Origin of the sequence: uncultured Oscillibacter sp., assembly GCF_910584465.1 — a bacterium.
Classification (GTDB): domain Bacteria; phylum Bacillota; class Clostridia; order Oscillospirales; family Oscillospiraceae; genus Oscillibacter.
Genome location: NZ_CAJUBK010000015.1, coordinates 39,160 through 45,159, shown reverse-complemented (window position 1 = coordinate 45,159; position 6,000 = coordinate 39,160). Strand labels below are relative to the sequence as shown.

The 6,000-nt window shown below is 67.0% G+C and carries 7 protein-coding genes; 5 read left to right on the top strand and 2 right to left on the bottom strand.

Features of this window, described 5'->3' with window-relative positions; genetic code table 11:
• Positions 1 to 640 (bottom strand): aspartate-semialdehyde dehydrogenase (locus QZ332_RS05810; RefSeq protein ID WP_295763503.1); only part of this gene is annotated, 640 nt, incomplete at its 3' end.
• A gap of 187 nt (positions 641 to 827) precedes the next feature.
• Here QZ332_RS05810 and QZ332_RS05805 point away from each other — a divergent pair.
• From QZ332_RS05805 to QZ332_RS05785, 5 genes are read left to right on the top strand one after another with little or no spacing between them, the layout of a single operon-like run.
• Positions 828 to 2,483: a SpoIID/LytB domain-containing protein gene (locus QZ332_RS05805; protein WP_295763500.1), complete on the top strand. Its 1,656-nt coding sequence runs from the start codon at positions 828 to 830 to the stop codon at positions 2,481 to 2,483.
• A 9-nt stretch (positions 2,484 to 2,492) separates the two neighbouring features.
• Positions 2,493 to 3,518 (top strand): tRNA preQ1(34) S-adenosylmethionine ribosyltransferase-isomerase QueA, encoded by a 1,026-nt coding sequence (gene queA / locus QZ332_RS05800; protein ID WP_295763498.1) that lies wholly within the window; start codon positions 2,493 to 2,495, stop codon positions 3,516 to 3,518.
• Between the two features lie 16 nt (positions 3,519 to 3,534).
• On the top strand, positions 3,535 to 3,807 hold the full coding sequence (locus tag QZ332_RS05795) for a TfoX/Sxy family protein (protein ID WP_295763496.1): 273 nt from the start codon (positions 3,535 to 3,537) through the stop codon (positions 3,805 to 3,807).
• Entirely contained in the window at positions 3,800 to 4,933 is a 1,134-nt protein-coding gene (gene tgt / locus QZ332_RS05790) for a tRNA guanosine(34) transglycosylase Tgt (protein WP_295763494.1), read from the top strand. The genes QZ332_RS05795 and tgt overlap by 8 nt, the downstream gene beginning before the upstream one ends.
• Before the next feature lie 12 nt (positions 4,934 to 4,945).
• Entirely contained in the window at positions 4,946 to 5,581 is a 636-nt protein-coding gene (locus QZ332_RS05785) for a class I SAM-dependent methyltransferase (protein WP_295763492.1), read from the top strand.
• A gap of 69 nt (positions 5,582 to 5,650) precedes the next feature.
• Here the strand turns inward: QZ332_RS05785 and rpmB are convergent, their stop codons facing one another.
• Positions 5,651 to 5,839, bottom strand: coding sequence for a 50S ribosomal protein L28 (gene rpmB / locus QZ332_RS05780; protein ID WP_204789381.1), 189 nt, complete (start codon positions 5,837 to 5,839; stop codon positions 5,651 to 5,653).
• Between the last annotated feature and the right edge of the window lie 161 nt (positions 5,840 to 6,000).

The following is a 6,000-nucleotide window of genomic DNA, read 5'->3' as shown; positions in this document are numbered from 1 at the left end:
TCTTCTCCTCCTCGCCGCCGATGTAGGGGATGCAGTTGTCCACCATCTCCGGCCAGCGCTGGAACGTCTTGCCCGCGCCGGAGATGGCCTGATAGGTGCAGACCAGCGCCCGGTCGACGCCGTACTTCAGCAGGGGATGGAGGGCGGGGACATAGCTCTGGAGGGAGCAGTTGCTCTTCACGGCGATGAAGCCCCGCTTGGTGCCCAGGCGCGCGCGCTGGGCCGCGATAACTTCCAGGTGCTCCGCGTTAAGCTCCGGCACCACCATGGGCACGTCGTCCGTCCAGCGGTGGGCGGAATTGTTGGAGACGATGGGGCACTCCAGCTTGGCATACCGCTCCTCCAGGGCCCGGATCTCCTCCTTCCCCATGTCCACGGCGCAGAAGCAGAAGTCCACCCTGGAGGCCAGCTCCTCCGCGTCGGCGGCGGCATCCAGGACCACCAGGCCCTTGGCCTGCTCCGGTATGGGGGAGGCCATGGCCCAGCGGGGGCCCGCCGCATCTTCATAGGTCTTCCCGGCGCTGCGGGCACTGGCGGCCACCGCCGTCAGACGGAACCAGGGGTGGTCCTCCAAAAGGGTGACGAAGCGCTGGCCCACCATGCCGGTGCAGCCGATGACCCCGACCTTGTACTGTTCCATGATATGTTCCTCCTGCTGTGTTGTTGCGGGACCTCCGAAGAGATTTCCTGGTTGAATTGGACGCGTTTTTGTATTATAATATCCGCATGCGGCGGCGATCGTGCCTGACGCGCGGACAAATGTCTGCTGTACGTCATGGTAGCATGATCTCGAACGAACGTCAAGACGACGGATATTGGGAGGTCCCATGAAAAAAACACTGCTGACCCTGGTCTTCGTTGTGACTTTTTTTGCTCTCGGAGCCGCGCCGGCCTCCGCCGTGACCAACGGCATGGTGAAGGTGGGCCTGCGCTACGGCACCTCGGCCCTGTTCTCCGCGAACCTGGAGAACGCGGTGGGGTCCGGCTATGACTTCGGCTATTTCGAGGACGACCGCTCCTTCACCCCCCTGGGCTGGACGGAGGAGACCGCCATCTCCATGACCGCCGCCGGGACCATCTATATGGACGGCAGCGGGACCTATTCCCCCTCAGTGCCCTCCGGCGGCTACCGGAGCCTGGGGGAGTGGCACGTCCAGCTCGACGGCTTCCGCTCCTATGACGAGGCGCTGAGCCGGGCCCGGGCCGAGGGCGGCTGGCCCGCCTGGGTGGATTGGGAGCATGTGGTCCGGCTGGGCTGCTACGAGTCCCAGGCCGAGGCGGAGGACGCCGCCGGGCGCTGGGGCGGGCGGGCCGTGCGGTCCTCCTCCACCGGCGTGATCGTGACCCGGACGCGGTCCACGGACATCCTCTTCGAGTTCGACTGCAGCGGCGTGCTGGCGCTGGGCGTCCGGCCCTCGGGGCGGGACACGTCCACGTGGTTCAAGGGCTATAAGTACGGCGGGGCCTTCGAGTATCCCCGCGTCACCGGCGGGAGCCTGAACGTGGTGAACGTGATCGATCTGGAGGGCTATGTGAAGGGCGTCATCCCCTATGAGATGGGCGGCGCGTGGCCCCTGGCGGCGCTGGAGGCCCAGGCGGTCTGCGCCCGGACCTTCGTCCAGGGCCACAGCAAGCACCTGGGCGCCAACGGCTTCGACGTTTGCAGCGGTGTGGACTGCCAGGTCTACAACGGCCACGGCAGCGGCGGGGCCGGCCCCTCCGATACCAGCGACCGGGCGGTGGAGGCCACCGCCGGGGAGTGCATCTATTATGACGGCGCCCTGGTCCAGGACGCGGTCTACCACTCCTCCGACGGCGGGGCCACGGAGGACGGGGCCAACGTCTGGGGCACGGAGACCGGATATTTGAAGGGGAAGATGGACCCCTATGAGGCCCAGACCAGCGTCCCCAACAACAGCTGGTCCGTCACCTACACCGCCGAGCAGCTGAGCTGGATCCTGGACCAGAAGGGCCATCCCGTGGGCACGGTCCAGGACGTCTACGTCTCGGAGCACACGCCGCTCGGGAACGTGAAGCGGGTGACCTTCGTGGGCAGCGGCGGCACGGAGACCTTCACCGGCGACGACTGCCGGATGATCTTCTACAGCAGCACCTACCAAAAATCCGTCAACAGCATGCGCTTCGACATCAACGGCCGCCGGGGGGGCTCCGGCCTCGTCGTCAACGGCACGGACCAGCTCTCCTCGCTGCACGGCGTGTCGGTGATCTCCGGCGGCGGGGCCCTGGGCACGCTGTGGGGGGATACCGCCGCGGCGGCCACCTCCTCCGGCACCGTCACGGTCTCCGGCGGCGGCGGGCAGGACCACGGCGCTCCGGCCGGCGACGGGACCTTCACCATCACCGGCACCGGCAGCGGCCACAACGTGGGCATGAGCCAGTACGGCGCCAAGGCCATGGCAGAGCAGGGCCGCAGCTACCGGGAGATCCTGGAGTTCTACTATACTGATATCACGATTCGCTGAGGATATGACATGAAGACGACCGATTTTTATTATGACCTCCCCCAGGAGCTCATCGCCCAGGCCCCCATCGAGGAGCGGGACCGTTCCCGTCTCATGACCCTGGACCGCCGGACGGGGGAGACCGCCCACCGGAGGTTCTATGATCTGCCGGAGTCCCTGCGGCCCGGCGACTGCCTGATCTTGAACGACTCCCGCGTCCTGCCGGCCCGCCTGCTGGGCCGGCGGCTGCCGGGGGGCGGGGCCTGTGAGGTGCTGCTGCTCACCGACAAGGGGGACGGCGTCTGGGAGTGCCTGGTCCGTCCGGGCCGGCGCCTGCGCACCGGGGCCCGGATGACCTTCGGGGAGGGCGAGCTCACCGCCGAGGTGGTGGGGGAGGAGGCGGACGGCGGACGCCTGGTCCGCTTCGAGTATCCCGGCATCTTCCTGGAGGTCTTGGAGCGCCTGGGCAGGATGCCCCTGCCGCCGTATATCAAGGAGGAGCTCCGGGACCAGGAGCGGTACCAGACCGTTTACTCCAGGGTCCCGGGCAGCGCCGCCGCGCCTACGGCGGGGCTCCACTTCACGCCGGAGCTGCTGGAGGCGGTGGCGGCGAAGGGCGTGGGCATCGGCTATGTGACCCTCCATGTGGGCCTGGGGACCTTCCGCCCCGTGAAGGAGGAGACCGTCGAGGACCATCCCATGCACCGTGAGTTCTGCACCATCCCTCCGCAGACCGCGGAGCTCATCAACGCGACCAAGGCGGCGGGGGGCCGGTGCATCTGCGTGGGGACCACCTCCTGCCGGACGCTGGAATCCTGGGCGGGGGAGGACGGGCACATGGAGCCCAGGTCCGGCTGGACGGATATCTACATCTATCCAGGCTACCGCTTCAAGGTGATGGACGGCCTGGTGACGAATTTCCATCTGCCGGAGAGCACGCTGATCATGCTGGTGTCCGCCTTCGCGGGGCGGGAGGCGGTGCTGGCCGCCTATGCGGAGGCGGTGCGGCAGCGGTACCGCTTCTTCTCCTTCGGCGACGCCATGTTCATCTCTTGAAAGGAGGAGCGCGTCCATGACTTTGACCGACCTCCCCAACATCGGCCCCAAGCTGGCGGAGGACCTCCGCCGGGTGGGGATAGACGGCCCCGAGGCGCTCCGGTCCGCGGGGGCGGAGCGGGCCTTCCTGCAGATCCGCGCCCAGGTGGATCCCGCCGCCTGCTTCCACCGGCTCACCGCCCTGGCGGGGGCCGTGCAGGGGGTGCCGAAGGAGGCGCTGACGCCGGAGGAGAAGGCGTCGCTCCGGGAGTTTTTCGACCGTCTGCCCCGGGAGGTGCCCCATGTTTGAATTGCTGAAGACCGAGGGCCGGGCCCGGCGGGGCCGGTTCTCCTGCGCCCACGGCGGCGTGGTCCAGACGCCGGTGTTCATGAACGTGGGCACCCAGGCCGCCATCAAGGGCGGCGTGTCCGCTCAGGACCTCCGGGAGGTGGGGTGCCAGATCGAGCTGAGCAACACCTATCACCTCCACCTCCGTCCCGGCGACGAGCTGATCCGGCAGATGGGGGGGCTCCATGAGTTCATGGGATGGGACGGCCCCATCCTGACGGATTCCGGCGGCTTCCAGGTCTTCTCCCTGGCCCCCCTCCGGCGCATCGAGGAGGAGGGGGTCTATTTCTCCTCCCACGTCGACGGGCGGAAGATCTTCATGGGCCCGGAGGAGTCCATGCAGATCCAGTCCAACTTGGGCAGCGACGTGGCCATGGCCTTCGACGAGTGCGTGGAGAACCCGGCCGCTTATGGATACGCCAAAGCCTCCTGTGAGCGGACCCTGCGCTGGCTGGAGCGCTGCAAGCGGGAGCATGACCGGCTGAACGCCCTGCCGGGGACGATCAACCCCGGGCAGCTCCTCTTCGGCATCAACCAGGGCGCGACCTTCGCGGACCTGCGGGTCTGGCATATGGAGGAGATCGCCAAGCTGGGGTGCGACGGCTACGCCATCGGCGGCCTGGCGGTGGGGGAGCCCACCCAGGTGATGTACGACATCATCGAGGCGGTGGAGCCCCATATGCCCCGGGAGAAGCCCCGGTACCTCATGGGCGTGGGCACGCCCAGCAACATCATCGAGGCCGTGGCCCGGGGGGTGGACTTCTTCGACTGCGTCATGCCCTCCCGGAACGGGCGGCACGGCAAGCTCTTCACCTGGGAGGGCGTCGTGAACATCCTGAACGCCAAGTACGCCATGGACGACCGGCCCATCAGTGAGAGCTGCGGCTGCCCGGTATGCCGGGGCTCCTCCCGGGCGTACCTGCGGCACCTGTTCAAGGCGGGGGAGACCCTGGCCTTGCGGCTGGCGGTGCTGCACAACCTCTATTTTTACAACGAGCTGACCGCCAAGATCCGGCAGGCCCTGGACGAGGGCCGCTTCGCGGAGTTCCGGGCGGAGCACAGCGGGAAGCTGGCGGGAAGGGCCTGAGGCGGCGGCGGTATGCGGGACCACCCTTGGGAGACGATCCCCCTGCGCGATCACGAGGGGCACATGGGCCTGGAGCAGGTCGGGCAGCTGCAGGCCCTGAACGAGATGATGGAGGGCCAATTGGAGGCGCACCGCGCCCCCAAGGTGATGATCCTGGGCATCGCGGGCGGCAATGGCCTGGAGCATGTCCGGGAGGGGCAGTTCGAAACGATCTACGGGGTCGATATCAACGCCTCGTATCTTGCGGCGGCGGCCTCCAGATATCCTGAGCTGGCGGGGGTGCTGGAGTGTCTGCGGGCGGATCTGACGGAGGAGCCCTGCCCCCTGCCGGAGGCAGATCTACTCATCGCGGACCTGCTGGTGGAGTATATCGGCTGTGAGAGCTTCCAGAGGGCGGTGCGGCGGGTGAGGCCCCGCTGGGTCTCCTGCGTGATCCAGATCGACACGGGGGAGGGCTGGGTCTCGGAGTCGCCGTACCTGCATGTGTTCGACGGGCTGGAGCGGGTCCATCGTCGGGTGAGCGGACAGGCCCTGCGGCAGGCGATGCTCGCCATCGGCTATCAGGAGGCCGGGACGCTGACGCGCGGCCTCCCGAACGGGAAGGAGCTCCTCCGGCTGGACTTCGAACGGTGTGCCCGGCCCGGATGAGCGGCCCCGGACAGACGAAAAAACTCCCGGACAGATGTCCGGGAGCTCTTTTCCTCCAGTCGTCTGCGGTCAGACCGCTCGGGTGACCTTGCCGGAGCGCATGCACCGGGTGCAGACATACACGTGGCGGGGGGAACCGTCCACGATCGCCTTGACGCGTTTCACATTGGGCTTCCAGGGACGGTTGGAACGCCGGTGAGAGTGAGAGACCTGGATGCCGAAGGTCACGCCTTTGCCGCAATACTCGCACTTAGCCATCCATTGCACCTCCCTGCTGTCATGTACTGCGTGCGTATCTTCATAAGCACGGATGTTATAATAACAGGATCGGTCGGAAAATGCAAGAAGAATTTTCAAAATGTCCGAAGTTTTTTTCCGAGATCCCCGTCCATCTTCTTCCGGAAAGTGTTGCGCGTTGG